Source organism: Candidatus Nanobsidianus stetteri, from assembly GCF_003086415.1.
Classification (GTDB): Archaea; Nanobdellota; Nanobdellia; order Nanobdellales; family Nanobdellaceae; genus Nanobdella; species Nanobdella stetteri_A.
On the sequence record NZ_QEFP02000004.1, the window covers coordinates 1 to 18,411 of the forward strand.

20 protein-coding genes and 1 tRNA gene are annotated in these 18,411 nt (G+C 22.5%); 6 read left to right on the forward strand and 15 right to left on the reverse strand.

What is annotated here, in order from left to right:
* Positions 1-220 precede the first annotated feature (220 nt).
* Both DDW03_RS00535 and DDW03_RS00540 read left to right on the forward strand, forming a co-directional pair.
* Entirely contained in the window at positions 221-535 is a 315-nt protein-coding gene (locus DDW03_RS00535; RefSeq protein ID WP_228615109.1) for an eL42 family ribosomal protein, read from the forward strand.
* A complete protein-coding gene (locus DDW03_RS00540; protein ID WP_228615110.1) occupies positions 532-1,002 on the forward strand; it encodes a hypothetical protein in 471 nt (156 codons plus the stop codon). The genes DDW03_RS00535 and DDW03_RS00540 overlap by 4 nt, the downstream gene beginning before the upstream one ends.
* A gap of 4 nt (positions 1,003-1,006) precedes the next feature.
* On the opposite strand, the gene DDW03_RS00545 is transcribed toward DDW03_RS00540, so the two are convergent.
* From DDW03_RS00545 to DDW03_RS00580, 8 genes are read right to left on the reverse strand one after another with little or no spacing between them, the layout of a single operon-like run.
* Positions 1,007-1,804 carry a PAC2 family protein gene (locus DDW03_RS00545; protein WP_228615111.1) on the reverse strand — a complete coding sequence of 266 codons (798 nt, stop codon included), beginning with the start codon at positions 1,802-1,804 and terminating at the stop codon, positions 1,007-1,009.
* 6 nt (positions 1,805-1,810) lie between these two features.
* Entirely contained in the window at positions 1,811-1,987 is a 177-nt protein-coding gene (locus tag DDW03_RS00550) for an RNA-protein complex protein Nop10 (protein WP_004578218.1), read from the reverse strand.
* Positions 1,974-2,750, reverse strand: coding sequence for a translation initiation factor IF-2 subunit alpha (locus DDW03_RS00555; RefSeq protein ID WP_228615112.1), 777 nt, complete (start codon positions 2,748-2,750; stop codon positions 1,974-1,976). The genes DDW03_RS00550 and DDW03_RS00555 overlap by 14 nt, the downstream gene beginning before the upstream one ends.
* Positions 2,751-2,794: 44 nt before the next feature.
* Positions 2,795-3,769 carry a hypothetical protein gene (locus tag DDW03_RS00560; protein ID WP_228615113.1) on the reverse strand — a complete coding sequence of 325 codons (975 nt, stop codon included), beginning with the start codon at positions 3,767-3,769 and terminating at the stop codon, positions 2,795-2,797.
* 44 nt (positions 3,770-3,813) lie between these two features.
* On the reverse strand, positions 3,814-4,086 hold the full coding sequence (locus tag DDW03_RS00565) for a hypothetical protein (RefSeq protein WP_228615115.1): 273 nt from the start codon (positions 4,084-4,086) through the stop codon (positions 3,814-3,816).
* Between the two features lie 32 nt (positions 4,087-4,118).
* Complete coding sequence (locus DDW03_RS00570; protein ID WP_228615117.1) at positions 4,119-5,171, reverse strand: hypothetical protein; 1,053 nt, start codon at positions 5,169-5,171, stop codon at positions 4,119-4,121.
* A gap of 24 nt (positions 5,172-5,195) precedes the next feature.
* Positions 5,196-6,212: a pelota family protein gene (locus DDW03_RS00575; protein ID WP_228615119.1), complete on the reverse strand. Its 1,017-nt coding sequence runs from the start codon at positions 6,210-6,212 to the stop codon at positions 5,196-5,198.
* The gene (locus DDW03_RS00580; RefSeq protein WP_228615122.1) at positions 6,209-7,192 is read right to left on the reverse strand and encodes a hypothetical protein; all 984 of its coding nucleotides are present in this window, start codon (positions 7,190-7,192) and stop codon (positions 6,209-6,211) included. Before DDW03_RS00580 ends, DDW03_RS00575 begins: the two co-directional genes overlap by 4 nt.
* 118 nt (positions 7,193-7,310) lie before the next feature.
* Here DDW03_RS00580 and DDW03_RS00585 point away from each other — a divergent pair, with 118 nt between their 5' ends.
* Positions 7,311-7,667 carry a hypothetical protein gene (locus tag DDW03_RS00585; protein ID WP_228615124.1) on the forward strand — a complete coding sequence of 119 codons (357 nt, stop codon included), beginning with the start codon at positions 7,311-7,313 and terminating at the stop codon, positions 7,665-7,667.
* Here DDW03_RS00585 and DDW03_RS00590 read toward each other — a convergent pair.
* The 7 genes from DDW03_RS00590 to DDW03_RS00620 form a co-directional block, all read right to left on the reverse strand.
* Positions 7,664-8,827 (reverse strand): hypothetical protein, encoded by a 1,164-nt coding sequence (locus DDW03_RS00590; RefSeq protein ID WP_228615127.1) that lies wholly within the window; start codon positions 8,825-8,827, stop codon positions 7,664-7,666. The genes DDW03_RS00585 and DDW03_RS00590 overlap by 4 nt on opposite strands.
* 31 nt (positions 8,828-8,858) lie before the next feature.
* A complete protein-coding gene (locus DDW03_RS00595; RefSeq protein WP_228615130.1) occupies positions 8,859-9,179 on the reverse strand; it encodes a hypothetical protein in 321 nt (106 codons plus the stop codon).
* The gene (locus DDW03_RS00600) at positions 9,172-11,592 is read right to left on the reverse strand and encodes a DNA-directed DNA polymerase (RefSeq protein ID WP_228615132.1); all 2,421 of its coding nucleotides are present in this window, start codon (positions 11,590-11,592) and stop codon (positions 9,172-9,174) included. The genes DDW03_RS00595 and DDW03_RS00600 overlap by 8 nt, the downstream gene beginning before the upstream one ends.
* Before the next feature lie 30 nt (positions 11,593-11,622).
* On the reverse strand, positions 11,623-13,065 hold the full coding sequence (locus DDW03_RS00605; protein WP_228615134.1) for an RtcB family protein: 1,443 nt from the start codon (positions 13,063-13,065) through the stop codon (positions 11,623-11,625).
* A gap of 6 nt (positions 13,066-13,071) precedes the next feature.
* Positions 13,072-14,241, reverse strand: coding sequence for a hypothetical protein (locus DDW03_RS00610; protein ID WP_228615136.1), 1,170 nt, complete (start codon positions 14,239-14,241; stop codon positions 13,072-13,074).
* Positions 14,238-14,858, reverse strand: a complete 621-nt coding sequence (locus DDW03_RS00615; protein WP_228615138.1) for a hypothetical protein — start codon at positions 14,856-14,858, stop codon at positions 14,238-14,240. Before DDW03_RS00615 ends, DDW03_RS00610 begins: the two co-directional genes overlap by 4 nt.
* Before the next feature lie 128 nt (positions 14,859-14,986).
* Positions 14,987-15,059 (reverse strand) — tRNA-Gln (locus DDW03_RS00620).
* A 54-nt stretch (positions 15,060-15,113) separates the two neighbouring features.
* Between DDW03_RS00620 and DDW03_RS00625 the strand changes: the two genes are divergently transcribed.
* From DDW03_RS00625 to DDW03_RS00635, 3 genes are read left to right on the forward strand one after another with little or no spacing between them, the layout of a single operon-like run.
* Positions 15,114-16,130, forward strand: a complete 1,017-nt coding sequence (locus DDW03_RS00625; protein ID WP_228615139.1) for an ATPase, T2SS/T4P/T4SS family — start codon at positions 15,114-15,116, stop codon at positions 16,128-16,130.
* Positions 16,127-17,047: a TIGR00269 family protein gene (locus tag DDW03_RS00630; RefSeq protein WP_228615140.1), complete on the forward strand. Its 921-nt coding sequence runs from the start codon at positions 16,127-16,129 to the stop codon at positions 17,045-17,047. Before DDW03_RS00625 ends, DDW03_RS00630 begins: the two co-directional genes overlap by 4 nt.
* Before the next feature lie 24 nt (positions 17,048-17,071).
* A complete protein-coding gene (locus DDW03_RS00635; protein ID WP_228615141.1) occupies positions 17,072-18,385 on the forward strand; it encodes a hypothetical protein in 1,314 nt (437 codons plus the stop codon).
* Positions 18,386-18,411 lie beyond the last annotated feature (26 nt).

An 18,411-nucleotide genomic window follows, 5' to 3' on the forward strand; every position in this document is an offset into this window, starting at 1 on the left:
GATCATCTATTTTTTCAGTTTTTGCTTCATGATTATAATAATTTTTATTATTATAAATTTCCATTCTTGGTATAGATTCTGCTATTCCATTTCCTTCTATTAAAGAGTCACATTTAGATATAATAATATTAAATAGTAACTTTGCTGAAAAATTAGAAAATACTGGAATAGGAAAAATAGTTAATTAAACTTATAAAATTATTTAATATAATTATCTTTAATGAAATTGCCAAAGATTGTTAACAAATATTGCCCATATTGTAGAAAAGTTACCGAACATAAAGTAATAATTATAAAAAGTGTAAAAGCTAGGACTGGTTTGGTTTGGGGTTCTAGAAGAGCTAGAGAAGGAAAAAAAGGTAGAGGAAATAAAGGAAAATATAGTAAGAGACCTTTAACACAGAGAAAAAGAGGTGTCATAAAGACATCTAAAGGTGTTGATATAAGATTAGAATGTAATATATGTAAAAAACAAACTATATGGAGAATAGAAGGTAGATACAAAAAAGTAGAGCTATCAACTTCTATAAAATGAAGTCAAAGCTATATTTTGAAGCATTTTCTAATGATAAAGACAAATTAACAGAATTTTTAAATAAAACATTTGAGGCGATATCAAAATTCAAGAATTTCCAAGTAATAGATAAAAAAATTGCTGATCCTATAACAAAAGATATAAAAACCCCTGATGGAAAAACTATAAGTGGCTGGTCTTCTTATTTAGAAATATATGCAGATTTCAAAGACTTTGATTCATTAATAGATTTTATACTATTTTATACACCATCAAGAATCGATATAGAAGATATAAAAGAAATGAAAATTATAACAAAAGATAATGAAATAAAATATAACAAAGAGAAAATTAATTTATTATTAAATCAAATACCTCAAGCTATAAATATGAAAGTATCTGCATTATTGAATATATATCTTGCTCAAGTTAAAAAGGATTCTAAAGGACCAGACAATCCAGCATTAACAAATTTAAAAATAAAATAAAATTCTATCCATAATAATATCCAGAACTTTTTTCCCTCTTCATTTTTTCTTCCTCTAATTTCTTAATCATATTCAAATCTTTTTCTATTCTTTCTTTTAATTTCTTACCCTTTTCCTTTAAATCACTTGTATCAACCTGAAAATCATATAACTTACCCAAAATTTCCAATGCCTTTGAAGCACCAAAATATCCATTAATTTGATTCGATAGATACGTTTCGACTAACAATAAATAAGCTGGTTTTTTGAATAGTTGAGAATAATATAAAAATAGTCCACTCATTCCAATAACATTATTTGATTTATATAAGTTTAGTTCCCCCAATTTTTCTTTTATCTTATTTATATCATAATATTTATTTAATGCAAATAAATAGTTTGGATTTTCTGGTTCTAATTGATGTGAACCTATTCCACCAATTATACTTATCTCTAATAAATTAAACTTACTTATTATTCTAAACAGTCTATTCATAAATTTATATCTAAAGTATAAAGATAATCCAGGATCTTCTAGAATCATTATTTGAAAATCTCCATATAATACTAGAAAATTATAATTACCAATTGGAACAGAATACAATTTATAACTTATATTATCAGATATATATCCATCTTTATTTATTCTAACTACATCTGGAAAGAAATCTGTAATTATTCTTCCAACAACTTTTCCTTTATAAGTATCTATTAACTTTTTTCCAACTATTTTTGACAAATTTCCATATCCCCCGCCTATTGAATAAAGAAAAACTATGTTATTCATATTTTTTATTTTCTCTTTATCAATTATGAATTCCATAATATATTATAATATATTATTTTTATATAAAGTTTCTTTTTTCATTTTTCTTCTATAATCACCCCACTTATCATCTGGAGAAAATTTTGGGGGTATTATTCTAGATGTTTTATTACCGCAAATTGGACAGATTTCTTTAAATGTATATATTTTACAATTTTTACATTTTCTAATCTCCTTCATATTTATTTATTTCATAAACTATATTATAATTTTTAGCTTCTTTACTTATTAATTCTAACATTTCTTTTTCCTTTTTTTGTAGATCAGATGGGCTCGTAGTAACATATTTTAACATATAAGTAGGTGATCCCAAATATTTAATCATTATATTTAGATCCTTTATTTTTTTAAGAAATTCCTTTATTTTATATATTCCATCTCCATCTAAACAATATGCCTGCATTATATATGTAAACTCATATTTTGGTGGATTTAAATATTCAATTATATATTTATATAGTAAATCAGAATATTTTTTACTTATTTTATATTTATCTAAAACGCTTTTTCCATTTATATAAGTTTCCAAAAATACACTATAAAGTTTATTTTCTGGAACGATTTTAAATATTATATCTTTTTCCAATTTACTCATATCTATATTTTCCTTCTCACTCATTATTTTCAATATATTATAAGCAACCATCTCTCTTTTATATTCGAAAATCTTTGCTTTTTGTTTATTTTTGTCAACTCTCTTTAAAGATAAAGTAACCAATCTATTTTGCTCATCTACATCAAGTACTAAACATACAATCTTTTTACCTTCTCTAACCAAAATCCTAGGATTTGTAATTCTTTTATTCGATAATTCATCTATTGGAATTATTCCATTAAAATTTTCATATTCGTCTAAGCTAACTTTTACATCTACATCCGATATATTTTTTACAGTACATATGACATAATCATTCACCTTTGGAGAATCTTTCCTCTTATACATTTTTTAAAATATATTAAAAATACTTATTAAATTTATATACTGCTCTAGGTTTTTGTTACTGGAATATTATATATATCTTCTTCATAACAGTTATATGAAAGATTCATTAAAACATATGCTTGTAATTCTAAATTTGAATTTAGTATATTTTGAATTTCTGGATTATTTTGTGCTAATTGTTGAATATTTATACTACATGATATTGTAGATGAATTTATTGGAACATTTTGTGTTGGTGTACATGAAAAACCTTCCTCTCCATTTGGTATATTTATTTTATTTGCTGCAATAATATCTAATTCTGCATTTACATTAAATGTAGCCTGATTATTGGAATATACATTACTGAAGCATCCAACAGAATCTTGGAAAGCTATTGAAAAATATACATTTCCATTAGTTTCATTCACATTAATATTAGAATATTCTGGTGTTATTGGGGATGATGAATAATATACAGGTTCAGTTAATGTTATCTGACTATTAGAATAATTTAATTGTAATGGAATTAATATATTAGTAACAACATTTGATATATTATATTCTACAACTATTGGTATTTGAGTTGGTACTGCTTGAAGACCTGGACTCAGAGAAACTTCAATATTTCCAATGGTAGAATTTGAAGGAATAAGTTGATTAGAAGAAGAATTATAAATTGCTGGTTCTGCATTAAAATTACCTGAGTAAGGAGAAGATAAAGCATAACTATAAATATAATATGAAACTTCTAATTGGGAATTTGACATTGTATAAATATTGTTAACATAAATAATGGGTAATTCATAATTTAAACCATTTGATTCACTATAATTTAATGAGGAAGGAGCTTGAACATATAAATATATATTTCCAGGTTGATTTAATGCCCAGGAAGGTTGGTATAAATTAGAATTTCCACTATTAAAGAATCCAGAATTTCCAGATCCAATATTACCAATTGGACATGTAGAAAAATAAAATAGAGTAGTACCTGCAAATAATATTGGTAACATATATATAAATCTTCCAGACTTCATTAATTATATATTTATTTTATCAATTAAAAATTTTTGTGATAATATTAACTTGATGTATTTGTATTATTTTGATTACTAGATGTATTTGTATTATTTAAGTTAATATTTCCATTTAATGCATTTTGAACAGTATTATAGGCTTGCTGACTTTCATTGATAAATTGCATTGTACTATTTTTGATATTTTGAAAAATTGTATTATTTTCTAAATATCCAAGGATTTGATTGTGATATAAATAGGCTACTACTATTAAAATTATTAGAATTAATAAAAAGATCACCCCACTTCCAGAGCTTTTAACTCCTCTCTTCTTCATAAAGCAATTATAAATTTCTTTATTTATAAATTTTAAGATATTTGTAAATAATCTATCTCAAGATAATTATCTGTCTTTATTTCTAATAGATTCTCTGGCAATAGACAATTATATATATTTATTGCATAAGCACCTACGGATGAACTTATATTGTATATGCAATTATTATTTAGTATAACTTCTCCAGATCCTTGACCAACTATAATATCTAATATATAATTTGTTAAATTATTTGGAAATGCTATATAAAATATGTTACTCTTTGATTCTATATATAGATTATTTATATTAACTGGATATGATGATACTAAACTAATACTATTTTCTCCAACATTTAAATATGGAGTTAAATAAAATAAACCAGAACAAGAAGATAAAGGAATTGATAACCCATTTACAATTAATTCTACATTTTGAGGAGAATATGGACAAAAATCATAAAACATATATACATCTCCAGATATATAATAATAATTAAAATTTAATGATGAAAACTTTAGATAATTTACATTTATATTATTCAATACACCATTTCCATTGAATATTATACTAGATGGGGAAAATTCTATTTTTAACTCATTATCACCATTATATAGATAATTTGGAGGGACAAAAATACTTATTTCACCATTTTGACATCCAGAATATAATTCATAATTATTTACGTATATATTAAAGTTTCCATTGTTACATGTAGAATAAGCAGTAATATTTATTCCGTTATAATTATTGGAATAATAAAAATATAATGTCTTACTAACTGTTCCATAAAATATATTTGTTTCAAAATTTAAAGTTCCTAAATTAATATAATATACTGGCGTATAGATTCCTATTGTATAATTACTTGCTATATAATAATAATTTTGGCTTTTTGATAATTGTATATTTTGAAAAACATATTGATTACTAATATTTGTATATGAAGAATTTGAAGAAGAAGACAATGTTATATTAGTTCCATTAATTAATTGTTGTATTAAATATTGTTTATATTGATATGGAAGAATTGCCCAGTATACAAAAATTATTATACCCAGTAATATGAAGAATATACCCAAACCTGTTGTTTGCAATTTTTTCATATTTTAATAAGATATCTTTAATATTTATATTTTATACCTTAATTTTCCAACAATACAAAATCTATCAATTAATTCGAAATTATTGACATTATTATTAACAAAATATATTTCCGCATCTATTTTATCAAGAATATTAAATAAATTTATAATTTTATCAATATTATTTTCTTCTTTCATTTTTTTAAAGCATTCTTCAGAAATTAAAACATATTCTATATTATTATACATTGCATTATTATATACATCATCATATCCAAATGCTACCATGTTTTTTTGTATTAAATATAATATTTCTTCAATTAATTTATTTATTTCTAAAATTTCTAAATTTTTTAATGTTTCATAATATTCTGTTCTCCTAACAAATTCATATATACCATTTACACCTCCGTTAGACACTTTATATATTTTTATATTTTTTATATTTAATTTATCCTTTATATAATCATAAAATTCTTCAGGATAAAATAATGGACCAATTATACATAGAAATTTAATATTATAATCTCTTAATGCATTTAAAAATTCTGAAAATATTTTATATAATTTTGCTTTTTCTTCTGGGTCTCCCTTATTTATCTTATAATATTCTTCTTTTATAATTTTTATCCCATTATTTATTATACCTAAAGCTATTTCATTACTATCTATAGATATTACAAAAATATCTTCCTTTTTTCTAGAAGATTTTTCCAATATCTTTTCTTCATATTTCTTTATCTCTTCCTTTTTATATAATGTAAATTCTGTAGATATTCTTATATCAAATGTATGATAATGGCCAATAGAATCTTTATCATTTGAATCAATTATTTTTCCAGAAATCCTTAGCGAATCTCTATATTCGGAAAATTTAATATTTTCAACTTCTATTTTTATCCTTATTTTTTTCTTTTCTTTCTCATTCTCAAATTTTAATGTTCTATAATCATATCCTTCTATTATATCCCCAACATTAACTATTTTATACAAATATAATAAATCTACTTCATCTTCCACCCTAATTTTTATTGTTTTCTTATCTATTATTTCATATTTCATATTAGTAATAATATTAAAGAAAGAAATATTGGAGGAATAAATGGCGCCCCTTCCTTTACTTTTACTTTTATATCATTATATTCTCCCAATTTTTTTAATATATTTATTTCTTCTTTTGAAAGACCAAATCTTCCAATAAACAATTTATTCTGGAATATATGATAAAATATTATGATAAATGGCATAGAATAATAAAAGAAAATTTCATTTAAAAAATAAAATATCAATGGTAGAATTACAATAAATAAGATAATAATAGAATTTATTAATTTATTATTGCTCTTAAATTTCAATATATACTTATTTTCATTTTCAAAAATATCAAAATATTTTATCAATATTTCTTTATCTTCCTTTTTTATATTATTAACTTCTATTCCATCTTCTATCCAATCTCCCTCAACCAATTCATTTACATTTCTTATAAATGTTAGTTTTTCTTCCAGATCTTTTGATATATATCTAAATAGAAAATATGGTATATATACAAAAATTAGAGAAATTAATAGATAATAAATGTTAAAATATAATATGAAAAGGTTGATAAAATATATAGAGATCAATATTAATACAATATTAAAGATAGAAATATAATATTTTTTTCTATTTTCTTTATATATTTTGATAGCCTCTATATTGTGAAATATAAATCCAAATAATACTAGATAAAATAAAAATAATAACATCTTATATGGAGAAAAAAATGATAATAGAAAGAATATTGAAAAGAAAATATACAAATCTCCAATGGCCAATAATCTAAATAAATATAGTAATACAAAAAATAAAAGAATAAGATATGAAAATATAAGATTTTCTGAGTAAATATTTTGAATAATTAAGTATAAAAAATAAAATACATTAAATATTAATAAAATATATATTATTATATCATCTACAGATTTGTATTTTATATCCTGGTACGATGAATATAATAATATTATCATATCAAATATCAATAAAGGGAGTATTTCATTCATATAAAAAATAAAAAATAGAATTCTTATAAATAATTATTATGATGATGTGGACACAATCTGAATTAATGATGAAAGGAGTAGCTACTGATTTTTAAATTTCCATATATTAATATTTATTATGCCATTAATAATACCATCTCCAGAATATGCTAAAAGAAGGAAAATATTACAGATTAATAACAAAATTAAAAAATTGGAAAAAGATAGGACTGGAAAGATAACTTTAGTATTAAAAAAGGAAATAGATCTAAACAATCTCAATGAATCATTAAAATTTATATCTATGTTAAAAGAATTGGAGGGAAGAAATTTCTTTGACGAATTATATATTGTTAAATCCGATAGAGTATTTGATTATTTAGATATAGAAAGAGGATTAGACCAAAAAAGTATAGAAAAAGAAAAATTAATAAAATTGTATAATATAATAAGTAGGTTCTCAAATATAATAGATAAAATTAAAAAAATCTATTAGTATTTATATTCTTTTTCTACTTTTATATTTTTAGATAATAATAATCTCTTTATATTTTCTATATCATTCTCTATTATTTTTATTTTTTCTATTTCATTTATTATATATTCAAAGTTGGTCAAATCAATAAAATTCTCTATTTTCTTTATTTTATTCATTAAATTTTCATAATCTGATAATACAGATTCCAATATATCTTTAGAATCATATAATTCTACTTTTATCTTTCTAATTTCTTCTTTAATATTATTTAGACCTTCCTCCAATTTGTTATATTTTTCATTAAGCTCTTCTATTTTATCTATATCATTTACTTTTGATCTTAAATCTACAACCAAATTATTTAATTCTTCAAATAATGCATATATACTATTTAATCTATTTTCGAAATTTACATATTTGTTATATAATTCTTCATAAGCCTTAAATTGTTTTATATTTTTAATATCATCGTTTGTTAATTGTAATAAGTAATTCATATTACTTATTTTATTATTAATTTCAGAATATTTTTCTTCATATTTCTTTTCTATCTCTTCCAATTTACTATTAACATTATATAGATCTTTTTCCCTTATCTCGCTTATCATTTCAGATATTTTATTGTACTGTAATAGATCTTTAGATAAATTATCTAGTGTTTTGGATAATAAATTTGTTAAATTATCTACTTTTAGTTTTAAATCATTAAAATCATTAATATTTTTATACGAATCTTCTATTTTATTTAACTTATCAGTTAAATCTTCTATTTTATTTCTTAAATCTTTTACGCTATTTATAACATCTTCATATTTTGTTATTTTATTACTTAAAGAATTTATATCGAGCTCTAATTTATTTATCTTTGATTTTACATTTACTATAGCAGAATAATCAACAAAATTTTTCTGATTATTTTCTAATACATCTACTCTTAGTTTTAAATCGTTTAAATATCTTACTTTATCCAATAAATCTTCATTTAATATTTCCTTATAATTATTTAATATTTTTTCTACATTTTCTAATTCTTCTTTCAAAGCTTTTAATTGATTATTGAATTCTTCCCTACTTACAAAATTATTCAAGTTTCTTTTTATTTCTAATATCTTATTGTTAAAATTTTTTACATATGAAAAAAATTCATCTATTATATCTACATTTTTATTTAAATCCATAAACTATTATTTATAATAAATTTTATTAAACTTACCAAATACTTTTTAATAATTCCTTTCTTATGTCATCAATTTCTTTCTTTATCATATCATATTTTAATTCTAAATTATATAACCTCTTTTTAATATCATCTATGTCTTTGAGTTTTAAGTTTATTTCTAATAAAATTATTTTTAATTCATCCAATAATTTATTGTATTCATTATTTTTATCAAAAATATTTTTTAATTTTAAATATTTATCATAAATCTCTTCTTTTATTTTTTTATTTTTTTCCAATTCTTCTTTTAAATTCTTAATTTTATTTTCTAGATCTTCTATAATTTTTTCATATTCGCTTATTTCATCCATTTTTAAAAAATGATAATATATCTTTTTGAGCTTTTCCTATATTTTCTATAGATATATTTAATGCCCTTAGTATTGGTTCTATAGCCGGTAAGACTTGTTTATATATATAATATTCGGGATCATATTCATTATCTTTAACTTCATCTAATATCCTAACTTTATCAGAAATTTTTTCCCCACCTTTTGCTATAATATATTCGACTATAAATCCTCTTCTAACATCATAGCCCCTTTCCTTATATTTTTTTGCTGCTATAATATGAGGAGCAGTAACTTCATATTCTGATGGATCTTTTCTTAATTGTTCTCTTAATATAAATTTCTCTTTGGGATAAACATGATATCTTATATTTTTAATAACTTCAGACAAATAATTATTTATTTCTTTTATTTTTCCTTCTAATGCTAATTTAATTACCTTTTCCTGAACCTCTCCAGCAATTTCTGACCAATCCCTTCTAACAACTTCAAAACCTCTCAATTTAATATTTCCATTTTCAGATAATAATGCATATTTTTTTCTAGCACCACCTTCTCCAGATCTTTTTTCTACAAATATTCCTGATATATAATAATCTTCAAATTCCATTTCCAATGGTTTTGGTAAAATATTATTTATTTTATTTAATAAATTTAGAGCATTTTCTTTATTATCTACAATAACAAATATAGAATCTGTATCTCCATATAATATTTTATATCCATTTTTTTCAATAAAATCTTTTACTTCTAATATATGTTTTCTACCTAGAGCAGTTACTGAAGCTGCACATTCTAAACAATACCATCTAGAATTTGGAAATCCCAAATAACCATATGTAGAATTTATTATATATTTTAATGCTGTTTGCCTACTATCAATTATTTTATATTCTTCAGAATTCTTATCTAAACCTTTTAAAGCTTTCTTTAAATTTGCCCTTTCTTCAAACACTTTTTCTAATACTGTAGATATAAATCCTTTTTTCTTTTTACAATACCATACTTCAGATTTTCCTAGACTTGTTTCAATATTTATTTTATCCTTCATACATTCTTCATGTTCACATTTCAATGTATCTGGAGAAATATTATATCTAATTATTATTGATGGATATAGAGATCTAAAATCAAAAACCGCAATATTTTTATACAAACCCGGTTTTGGTTCTAGTACAATAGCACCAGTGTATGTTACTCTTTTTCTATTATTTACTTCATTTGGATCCGGTCTGTTTGGTATTATTTCATTAAATTCTTTTGCCCTTTTTATTAGATAATTTTCTACAAGAATTCCATATGTACTTCCTGATAATTCATATAAAGTAATTCCAACCAATCTCGCCAATTCTAATAAAATTCCTTCAAAATGTTTATATAATCTATAAGTTAATTCTACATCTTTTCTATTATATTCTATTAGATAATTGAAATCTTTTTTATTATAAATTATATCTGACATTTTATCCAAATTCATGTCCAATTTTCCTTCTCCCAATATTTCCATAGCAACTTCATCTAAAGAATATGTTTCAGAATTTAACTGAGGTGCAAATATTGTTGTAACAATATCATATAAATCTACATTTTGTATTCCAACTATTCTATATTTTTTATCTTCTTCTCTTTTTTTAGTATATATTATTCCTTTTCCATCCCATCCAAAATCAAAATTAAATCCCAATCTTTTTGCTTTCTCATATAAAAAATATAAATCAAAATTATTAGAATTATATCCAACAATTACATCTGGATCTAAACTTTTAACTATTTCATTAAATTTTTTTAATAATTCTAATTCACTATTTACTTTTATTCCATCATTTGCTTCTCCTCCCCAATATATTGAATAATATTTTTGCCCATCATATATTGAGATAATATAAATATTTGCCTTTTCTGGTGATATTATGGATTTATTAGAAGCTGTTTCTATATCAAATGCTATAACCTTTAATTTATATTTATTTTCAACAATTCCGTTATTTTTCTTTAATTTGTAATAATCTATATTATCTCCTTTCTTTATTAATTCTAATTCCAAATCATATGTATATAACGGATATATATCATTATCTATTTGAAACTTTTTTATTATACTAATATCCCCCTCTTTTTTTCCAATTATTTTTCCTTCCTCCTTCAATTTATCAGCAAAGTTTTTTATTTTATCATAATCATCCTGATTCAAATAAACTTTTATTACATTATATTCTTTTCCTATAAAATTTTTCTTTGAAATTTCAAAATTTTTTACATATTTTTCATCTTTCAATTTATTCTTTATTTCTTCTAAATATTTTTCGTCCTTTAATATTAAATATACATAAAATGGTTGATCATATTCTATTCTTACTTTTTTTCCATTTTCATCCCTCCCATAAATATAAATTTTTTCTTTATCATGATCAAAATCTAATACAAATATTTTCATAAAAAATTATTGTAAAATATTAATTAAAGTTTAACCTTTTATAACTGCTATTGGTCTTAATCTTACAACCATTTTAGATATACCCAATTCATCAGTTACTTTTACAACTTCATCAACATTTTTATAAGCTTCAGGTACTTCTTCAACTACACCTTCTTTTGTTGTAGATTTTACATATATTCCCCTTTCTTCTAAATTTTTAATTACTTCATTATAATTAAATGATCTTCTCGCAGCAGCTCTTGACATATTTCTTCCTGCACCATGTGCTGAGGATCCAAAAGATAATTCCATAGATTTTTCAGATCCTATTAATACATATGATGCAGTTCCCATTGAACCTGGGATTAATACTGGTTGTCCAATACTTCTATAATCTTCAACCAATTCTTCTGAACCTGGCGGAAATGCTCTAGTAGCACCTTTTCTATGAACAACTAATTTTTTCTTTTTACCATCAACCTTATGTTCTTCAATTTTTGCAATATTATGGGCAACATCATATATAACATTTAATCCAATATCCTCTACTGGATGATTATATACTTTTTGGAAAGATTTTCTGATAAAATATGTTATTATTTGTCTATTATTCCATGCAAAATTTGCTGCAGCACTCATTGACTTCCAATAATTATTTCCATCTTCGGATTGAAATGGTAAATATACTAATTCTTTATCTGGTAATTTATTTATTTCTTCTCTATATTTTTTCAATCCTAGATCTATATAATCTGATGCAATTTGATGTCCAAAACCTCTAGAACCTGTATGAATTAATATTGTTACCTGCCCTTCTTCATATATTCCCAATTTATTTGCTATATCTTTATCAAATATTTTATCAACTATCTGTATTTCTATAAAATGATTTCCGGATCCTATAGTTCCCAATTGATCTATTCCTCTTCTAATTGCTAAATCTGATACATGTTCTATCGAAGCATCTTTTAATCTACCATAAGATTCTACATGCTCTAAATCCTCTTTCCATGCATAACCTTCTCTATAACTCCATTCTAAACCTTCTTCTACTACATCTTTAAATTGTCCTGGAGATAAAACAATTTTTCCAGTTTCTCCAACTCCAGCAGGTACATTTCTAAATATTTCATTAACAATTTCCTTTAATTTTGGTTTTATCTCTTCATATTTTAAATTTGTTCTTAATAACCTTACCCCACAATTTATATCATATCCTATCCCACCTGGAGATATTATTCCTTCATTTATATCAAATGCTGCAACTCCTCCAACTGGAAATCCGTAACCTTCATGACCATCTGGCATTACAATAGAATATTTTTGTATTCCTGGTAAACTAGCAACATTTTTTCCCTGTATTAATGTTTTATCTTCTCTCATCTTCTCTATTAACTTATCATTTGCATATACTCTAACTGGAACATTCATTCCTTTTTCTTGTGGTATTTCATATATATTTTCAGATATTTTTCTTAACTTTATATCCATAAAATATTATTGATTATAATTCTTTAAAACATGATTTAAGAAAAAGAAAGAAATTCCTAAAATGATAAATGACAAAAACAATCCATATTGAACTGAAATATAATAAAGTAATAAAGATCCTATTGTACCACCCAAATTTCTAAATAAATATATATTTCCAAATTTTTGTGGATAATTTAATATTATATAATTATCAAAGAAATATTGAAACATTGTCCATGAAAATGCGGCTAATATAAATAATATTAATAGTATTATAGCATTATATATTTTTGATAAAGATAATATTAGGGACAATAATATTATGATACCTATTAAAAATCTAGAAAGTATTCCTATTTTTATTTTTCTAAAATCAATTTCCCTTTTATATATCTTATATAATATTGATGTATATAATCCATTTATAAATAATAAAAATGGAAAAATTATAGATAAAGAAAATATATTTACGGAATAAACTAAAGATGTCCAGACTAATGAAAATCCAATCAAGACAAATAAATTATATAATTCTAAATATCCTATTCTCAACTTTTTTATATTCAGTGGAAATATTAAACCTTCAAATATAGGATATAGAGCCCCAAATCTATCTATATTATTTTCTGCAACTGAAAACATTTTATCAATTTTTTCCAATAAATTTAATTCATATGCTGATGAGAATAAGAATAAATATAATTTCCTATACATTATAACTATTATGGACAATAATAAAATAATGGAAACTATATATATGTTATAAATTATGGAAAGAAAAAGAAGAGAAATTTGTGGTATTATTTCTCCAAAAGTCCAATAAATATTAAAATGAAAATTTAAACTCACATCCTTATAATATAATAAAAATGAAAAGTATGTAGATGAATATGTAATAGTAAATAATAAAAATGATAATATTAATAGATAAATATTTGGATAAAATAATAATATAGAAGATAAAAGAGGTCCTATTACGCCAATCATAGCAATATTAATATAATTTTTCTCATTTATTTTAATATTTCCAAATATTGCAGAACTTATTATTGATCCTATATAAGATATAGCAACTAAAGAATAATATACACTAGATGAAAAATTAAAATAATATGGATAAACAAAAAATAAACTATTTAACATTCCTCCAACTAAATTATTACTAATTATAATAATTTTTTCTTTATAGTTCATTTTATTATTTCTCTAATTTTTTCTTTTAATATATCTCCTAATGCTATACCTATAGCAATTGAAATAGATATAACTATTCCGCCAAAAAGTATTATGAACATATAGAGAAGAACTGGAGATAGTATATTTAAATAACTAAGCGTTAACACTAATATAAAAAATAAAACAATAAATCTTATTGAACCTAATATAAAGTTTACATACTTAAAATTCTGGATTGCTGGATATAAAAAAGATCTCAATATAAATTCCATCATTGCATACGAAATTATTATTACTATTATTATTATTAGTAAACTGTTTAATATATTAAAAATAATAGTTCCTATATTACTAACATACGGAATTATATAAAATGAAAATCCAATAAAATAAAAGTATATAAAGAACTTAGTTATATTTACTATTAGATCTGTAAGAGAATATGTTGTCATTATTTGTTTATCATGCAACCATCTATCGAGACCAAGAACTTTTTTCAATATTATTTTAAGTATTAATGCTATAAGTTTTCCTATAAAGTATCCAATTATTATAATAGAAATAGAAATTAATATTATTTTTAATATATTATAGTTAAATATTTGAAGTATTTGATTGGTAATATTTTCCAGCATAATATTATCTAAAAAAATGGTAATTTATAAATTCATAGTCCTATTAAAATTGATATAACTTTTAAATAGTAAAATAATTTTACTGCTAGAGAGATCTTCAAAATATTTTTATGTTACCTAAATTTAGATAGCCCCGCGGGGATTCGAACCCCGGTCTCAGGGACCAAAACCCTGAATCCTAGACCACTAGACGACGGGGCTATATAGCATATCATGTTCTTTAAATTTAATAATATTTTTATTAAACAATTTTATATGAATGATACTGAAATGCTTAATTTTTTTAAATTAAAAGATAATCCTTTTAAATTAGAGGTAATTCTAGAAACTTTTGTTGGATATAATTTAGAAAGAACAAAATTATTAAATTCTATAAATAATAAAGAAAAAATTATTTTAGTTTCAGGTCCTACTGGAGCAGGAAAAACAACATTATTATTATGGATATATAATAATCTTAAAACAAAGAATAAAGTATATATTTATAGACCCTTTGAAAAAATGGAAGAATTTGAAAAATATTTTATTGATAAATTATCTTTCTTTGAAAGAATAATATATAAATTTAAGAAATTCAACATAGTAGAATATTTAAATAAGAAAAATCTAATAATATTTTTAGATGAAGCCACATTTTGCGATGATAATATCTTAGAATGGATAAAAGTAATATCGGATCAAACAAATTGTACATTTATATTAGCTGGCTTGCCAGAACTTGAAGAAAGATTATTAAAACAACATAGGACATTATATGAAAGAATTGTAACAAAAATATATTTAAAATCTCTTGACCCTGAAAGCGGTAAATTATTAATTAAAAAAAGGTTAGAACTTGCAGGTAATCCAAATTTATTTACAGAAGATGCAATAGAAGAAATATACAATTTATCAGGTGGCTTACCAAGGGAAATATTAAAATATTCTTATGAAGCATTATTAATTGCATATAGAGAAAAGAAAAATATTATTGATAAAGATATTGTAGAAAAGATATATGAAGCAAAGAAACCACCAACAGATTTATTAAAATTAACAGAAAAACAAAGATACATAGTAGAATTAATAACAAAATATGGTCCAAAAACAGTTAATGAATTATTAAAATTGTTTAAAGAAAGATATTCGGACACAACAATTCATGCAATATCAAATATATTAAAAAGAATGACTGAAAGTAAAATATTAATTAGGACAAAAGTAAAGGGTAAATTTGTATATGATGTTGTACCTGCAATAAAGGATTATTTCATAAGAGAAATAAATAAATGAAGTGTAGTTTTTGTAATAATAATGCAATATATAAAGATATTGATGGAAATTATTATTGTAAAGATCATTTTATAAAATATTTTGAAGAAAAAACAATAAATACAATTGAAAAGTATAAATTGATAAAACCTGGAGAAAGAATTGGCGTTGGAGTTTCTGGAGGAAAAGATTCAAATGCATTGTTGTTTTTCTTAAATAAATATAAAGAATATTTTAATATTGAAGTTTTTGGAATTCATATTGATGAAGGAATAAAAGGTTATAGAGATAAGGATACAGAAAAGTTATTGGAAATTTCAAAAAAATATAATTTAAATGTAAAAATATATAGATTCACAGAATATTTTAATATTAGATTAGATGAAGCAGTAAAAATATCAAAAGAATATAAATCATGTACAATTTGTGGTGTATGGAGGAGATGGTTAATGTGGAAAGCTGCAAAAGATTTGAATTTGGATAAATTTGCAACTGCACATAATTTAAATGATGAAGTTCAAACAATTCTAATGAATATTTTTGAAGGAAATTTAAAAGATTTATTAAAAGAAGGACCATATGTAGGAATAGTTGAAGGAGATTTTATTCCTAGAATTAAACCTTTCTATTTCAATACAGAAAAAGAAAATCTACTATATTCAATATTGAATAATTTAGAACCACCTTTTGGAGAATGTCCCTTTATTGTTGGAGAATTTAGGGATATAATTAGATCAAAATTATATAAGTTAGAAGATAAATATCCTGGATTTCATAGAAATTTCTTAAGAAATATTTTAGAAATAATATATAAAGCTAAAATCGATTATAAAATGAAGAATAATATAAAATTAAGAAAATGTAAAATTTGTGGATACCCAACTACTAGAGAAATATGTAGAGCTTGTGAAATAAAGTTAAAAATAAACAATATTTAAAAATATTTAATTATTTTTATATCCATGCGCAATTATATGTCTTGTCTAGATGAAAAAAGTTATGATGATTATTTTCAATGTATTAGAAATTGTGTAAATTATAAGAATTCATTTGAAGGAGCTTCATATATTATAAAAACTAATTCAGGAACGGAAGCAATAAAAAAAGAGGAAATATTTTATAGCATTTATGGACCTATAATATTAAACTATCACAGTTTAGCATTTCTTAGTAAAACTTATAGATTAAAATTAGAATATCCTTATTTACCAGAAAATTCACAACTTATAGTATCATTAAAGAAGAAAAATAAAACTGTAGAATATATTATAGATATCGGAAAAAGAAGAGAAGATATACATTTCGATGCTGATTTGAGAACAAAACTCCCTGAATCTATTTTATTAACAAATTTAGAAGATCCTGAAGATATTAAAAAATTGATAGAAGCCAGACCATATGGTTTTAAAACAAAAAGAGATATAGAAAAATTAAAGAATGCTTTAGCTAAAAGATATATCGATATTTTTTATGCTCCATTATCTTTATCACTAATATTACCACTTAAAAATCAAGAATATTTTCCAAATATATATTATATAAGTAAACCTTATACAATAAGTACTCCTTATGTATTTGAAATATTACTTGGAACTTGGGATATTATCAAGGTACCTAAAAAATTATATACTTATAAGTTGAATTTTCTTTCAATTATAGGATTTGAGAGATCTCCTACAATGGTGCCTCATTTAGTAGATCTGAATCCTTACTTTGAATTGAATCGAAAAAATCTCAATAAATTTGAAATACAAATAAAGTATGATGAGTTTCAAAATAGATTTTATAATTTTATGACTGAAACTCTAAAAGTAATTTCGATTTTAAAGTTTTCTCCAGCGGATATAGGACCACAACAGATGGTAATGAAGAACGGTAGGGTTATATTTATAGATATTGCATCCGGAAATGATATAGCAATAAGTCAAAAAGGATTAGAAAAAATCATAGTTGAAGCTACTAAAGATATCATAGAAGGAATTGAAAACTCTCCATTATTAAAACATTGTATAAAGAAAGAAAATTATGTTATTTGTAATGAAAAAATAAAAGAGTCTGAATTGTCTAAAATGTTAGTTGCAGATATAAGAAGATCTTTAATAGAAAATCTTAATTATAATAGAACTTATAACTTAGATAATTTACTTAAGAATATTAAAATTGGTGATCATAGATTAGATGATATAATTATACAATATAAAGATGATGAATTTGAAGAAAATAGAGAAATTGTATTAGGAGCATTAAAATTATACTTAGGAAGTCTTACTAATTAGTTTTTAAATTTTTCTATAATTCAAAA

Coding starts and splice junctions, on each gene's coding strand:
- DDW03_RS00535 (WP_228615109.1), top strand. CDS start 221: ATGAAATTGCCAAAGATTGTTAACAAATATTGCCCATATTGTAGAAAA.
- DDW03_RS00540 (WP_228615110.1), top strand. CDS start 532: ATGAAGTCAAAGCTATATTTTGAAGCATTTTCTAATGATAAAGACAAA.
- DDW03_RS00545 (WP_228615111.1), bottom strand. CDS start 1,804: ATGGAATTCATAATTGATAAAGAGAAAATAAAAAATATGAATAACATA.
- DDW03_RS00550 (WP_004578218.1), bottom strand. CDS start 1,987: ATGAAGGAGATTAGAAAATGTAAAAATTGTAAAATATATACATTTAAA.
- DDW03_RS00555 (WP_228615112.1), bottom strand. CDS start 2,750: ATGTATAAGAGGAAAGATTCTCCAAAGGTGAATGATTATGTCATATGT.
- DDW03_RS00560 (WP_228615113.1), bottom strand. CDS start 3,769: ATGAAGTCTGGAAGATTTATATATATGTTACCAATATTATTTGCAGGT.
- DDW03_RS00565 (WP_228615115.1), bottom strand. CDS start 4,086: ATGAAGAAGAGAGGAGTTAAAAGCTCTGGAAGTGGGGTGATCTTTTTA.
- DDW03_RS00570 (WP_228615117.1), bottom strand. CDS start 5,171: ATGAAAAAATTGCAAACAACAGGTTTGGGTATATTCTTCATATTACTG.
- DDW03_RS00575 (WP_228615119.1), bottom strand. CDS start 6,212: ATGAAATATGAAATAATAGATAAGAAAACAATAAAAATTAGGGTGGAA.
- DDW03_RS00580 (WP_228615122.1), bottom strand. CDS start 7,192: ATGAATGAAATACTCCCTTTATTGATATTTGATATGATAATATTATTA.
- DDW03_RS00585 (WP_228615124.1), top strand. CDS start 7,311: ATGCCATTAATAATACCATCTCCAGAATATGCTAAAAGAAGGAAAATA.
- DDW03_RS00590 (WP_228615127.1), bottom strand. CDS start 8,827: ATGGATTTAAATAAAAATGTAGATATAATAGATGAATTTTTTTCATAT.
- DDW03_RS00595 (WP_228615130.1), bottom strand. CDS start 9,179: ATGGATGAAATAAGCGAATATGAAAAAATTATAGAAGATCTAGAAAAT.
- DDW03_RS00600 (WP_228615132.1), bottom strand. CDS start 11,592: ATGAAAATATTTGTATTAGATTTTGATCATGATAAAGAAAAAATTTAT.
- DDW03_RS00605 (WP_228615134.1), bottom strand. CDS start 13,065: ATGGATATAAAGTTAAGAAAAATATCTGAAAATATATATGAAATACCA.
- DDW03_RS00610 (WP_228615136.1), bottom strand. CDS start 14,241: ATGAACTATAAAGAAAAAATTATTATAATTAGTAATAATTTAGTTGGA.
- DDW03_RS00615 (WP_228615138.1), bottom strand. CDS start 14,858: ATGCTGGAAAATATTACCAATCAAATACTTCAAATATTTAACTATAAT.
- DDW03_RS00625 (WP_228615139.1), top strand. CDS start 15,114: ATGAATGATACTGAAATGCTTAATTTTTTTAAATTAAAAGATAATCCT.
- DDW03_RS00630 (WP_228615140.1), top strand. CDS start 16,127: ATGAAGTGTAGTTTTTGTAATAATAATGCAATATATAAAGATATTGAT.
- DDW03_RS00635 (WP_228615141.1), top strand. CDS start 17,072: ATGCGCAATTATATGTCTTGTCTAGATGAAAAAAGTTATGATGATTAT.